3 protein-coding genes are annotated in these 2,195 nt (G+C 55.2%); all 3 read right to left on the bottom strand.

The window, feature by feature from the left end:
* Window positions 1-495: 495 nt before the first annotated feature.
* The 3 genes from BMY90_RS17605 to BMY90_RS16910 all read right to left on the bottom strand — a co-directional run bounded on the left by BMY90_RS17605 (window position 496) and on the right by BMY90_RS16910 (window position 2,093).
* Window positions 496-846 carry a GFA family protein gene (locus BMY90_RS17605; RefSeq protein ID WP_483880036.1) on the bottom strand — a complete coding sequence of 117 codons (351 nt, stop codon included), beginning with the start codon at window positions 844-846 and terminating at the stop codon, window positions 496-498.
* A gap of 146 nt (window positions 847-992) precedes the next feature.
* Window positions 993-1,631 (bottom strand): hypothetical protein, encoded by a 639-nt coding sequence (locus tag BMY90_RS16915; RefSeq protein WP_092705326.1) that lies wholly within the window; start codon window positions 1,629-1,631, stop codon window positions 993-995.
* Between the two features lie 18 nt (window positions 1,632-1,649).
* On the bottom strand, window positions 1,650-2,093 hold the full coding sequence (locus tag BMY90_RS16910) for a hypothetical protein (RefSeq protein WP_139201797.1): 444 nt from the start codon (window positions 2,091-2,093) through the stop codon (window positions 1,650-1,652).
* Between the last annotated feature and the right edge of the window lie 102 nt (window positions 2,094-2,195).

The raw sequence follows: 2,195 nt of genomic DNA, 5'->3' as shown, positions 1-2,195 counted from the left end.
GCATGCAACGCCTGACAACACCATCGCCGGCAGTCGCCTGAAAGCCCAAGGCAAAAGCGTCATGCGCCTGGGGTTGACGGGAAGTCTCTTACGGAATGGTTAGGTTGCACTGGTGCGAAACCCCCTAACCACCCAGCCGGCTGCGAGGCCAAGCACCCAGCCTACGGCCACCGGCAGAGCGGCTACAAGCACCATGTGTACTACATGCGGAGAAAGCTTGGCCAACTTGCCCACCGGAGCCCACGACCAAAAGAAGCTCTGGCACTCAGGTTTCCAGACCGTACTAGAGTCGAACTGGCAGAAGGGGTTCGCGGAGAAATACTGGAGAAAAACCACCGCAACGACCAACCCCAGCCAGACGCCAGTAGCAACTACACCAAGGCGAAAAAAACCACGACGCATCAGATTCCCCTGCAGCCTAACGCCTGAGCTCAGCCGCCGGCAGCCCGCGTAGCGGGATGACGGTCGGCTGCAGCGATTTGTTGGGCGGCAACACTACCAATCTACGCACTCATCAGAGCCACCGGCCGCGGCTGGAAAGCCCTTGTAATGAGGCAAATTGTCTGCCACCGGCAGAACTGCATGCTGGCACTGGACATGAGCCTGTGGATGGAATTCACCTTCTGGGAACAAGAAGGCGTTGACACTTCTGAGACCTGCGGCTTCGATTTCGGAGAACAAATGCGTGCCGCAGGTTATGCAACGAAACCTCTTGGTTGTTTTTACCACGATAGGAGTCGGCTCTCCGCTGACAACCTCAACCGCTTCCTTGGGATAAATCACTGAAGCAACATATGCTCCTCCATGTGCCGCACGGCAATCATCGCAGTGACAGTAAAGCTGCACCACGGGCTCGCCAGTAACGCGAAGAGCTACTTCGCCGCACCGACATTGCAAATCAAGGTTCTTCAACTTTTGTTACCTCTTGTGATTACTCTGACGCCCAACGCTGGAGTTAAGCGGCGGCGAAGCCGTCCGCCTTGAACGAAATGTTAGGTTGCTGTTGCGGAAACAAACCCCGTCACCAAGAACAATAAAAACGAAAGTGTTTGTAAGAAGGTGAAAACTCCCTGAGCGTTTAGATTCTTGATGCGTGGAATCTGGCCAATCTGAGGGTCACCAGCATACCTTTTGAGGTTGCGTGCGACCGCCCAACAGGCCCACCAGGGAAGTGGTCGCTGGAACTCACTCAGAACCCTCTCCATTCGGATGCCGGTCTCGACAGCGACCCCGAGTTGTTGGGCGCGCTCTTGGACCTGTGCCTCGGTCTCTTCATGCGCTTTGAGGTGCTGAAACACGGATTCTTTGACCACGTTTCCCGTGGCAAAGCCTATACGACCGAGGAGCGCGAACAGTTTGGAAAGAACACCGAACAAGCAAGAAGCGCATAGGAGCAAGCCACAAACCCGGAAGCCGGTACTGCCAATTATTGGTACCAACTTACTTGCGTTGCCTAGCAGGAACGACGCTACGGCAGCGGCTCCTACCAGCAACCAAGTCGCAAAAGATTCGATGGGCTCGACAGCGTTTGACGAAGCTTCAAACATGGAAGACACGATGGCGTTCTCGGCGTTTTCCCGAGCCAACCTATTCCATTCTTTTAAAGCTTCAATTTGGTCGACATTTGTCATGGCAATCTAACGCTTGAGTTAAGCGGCGCGCGGCTTTTTCGCGCGTCCGCTTGGACGAAATGTTATGCCGGCGGCGAGGCAGAAAACGATGCCTGATAGCAGGCCGAACAAGGCATAAATAAGGATGTCTCCGGCGTGAAGCGAAGTAGAGTGGAAAAGGATCTCGACATAAGCTGGTGACACAACGATGGCTGCAATCATTGCCCCTATGCAGACAGGCAGAAAGGTTAGTACACCGTGCGCCCGTAGCCACAGTACGTATGGAAGTCCGATGACAAGCATCGCCGTGTAGGTTGCCGGCAGGGTGTAACCGAAGACGAGATATAGATCGTCCCGCCCAGTGAGGGCGCCGGTGCCTTTGGTAAAGAGGCCGAATAGCAACGCCAAAAGATTTAGCCCTATAGGTACGGCCCATGGCGTGACCAGCGCGGCAAACCAGATCGAGCGGTGATGTTGGGTCATTGAGGCATAACGCTGGAGTTAAGCGGCGGCGCAGCCGTCCGCCTTGAACGAATTGTTAGGCCGCAGCGAGTTCCCGGCGCGCCCGAAAGAAACGGTAAAGCA

The organism is Rhodanobacter glycinis (assembly GCF_900114325.1).
GTDB lineage: Bacteria > Pseudomonadota > Gammaproteobacteria > Xanthomonadales > Rhodanobacteraceae > Rhodanobacter_A > Rhodanobacter_A glycinis.
Note: the sequence above shows the minus strand (reverse complement) of the source record. Positions and strands in the feature narration are given on the sequence as shown.

What these genes read in the sequence shown, in the direction of transcription:
- BMY90_RS16915 (WP_092705326.1), bottom strand. Translation starts at nt 1,631, where the DNA reads ATGACAAATGTCGACCAAATTGAAGCTTTAAAAGAATGGAATAGGTTG.
- BMY90_RS16910 (WP_139201797.1), bottom strand. Translation starts at nt 2,093, where the DNA reads ATGACCCAACATCACCGCTCGATCTGGTTTGCCGCGCTGGTCACGCCA.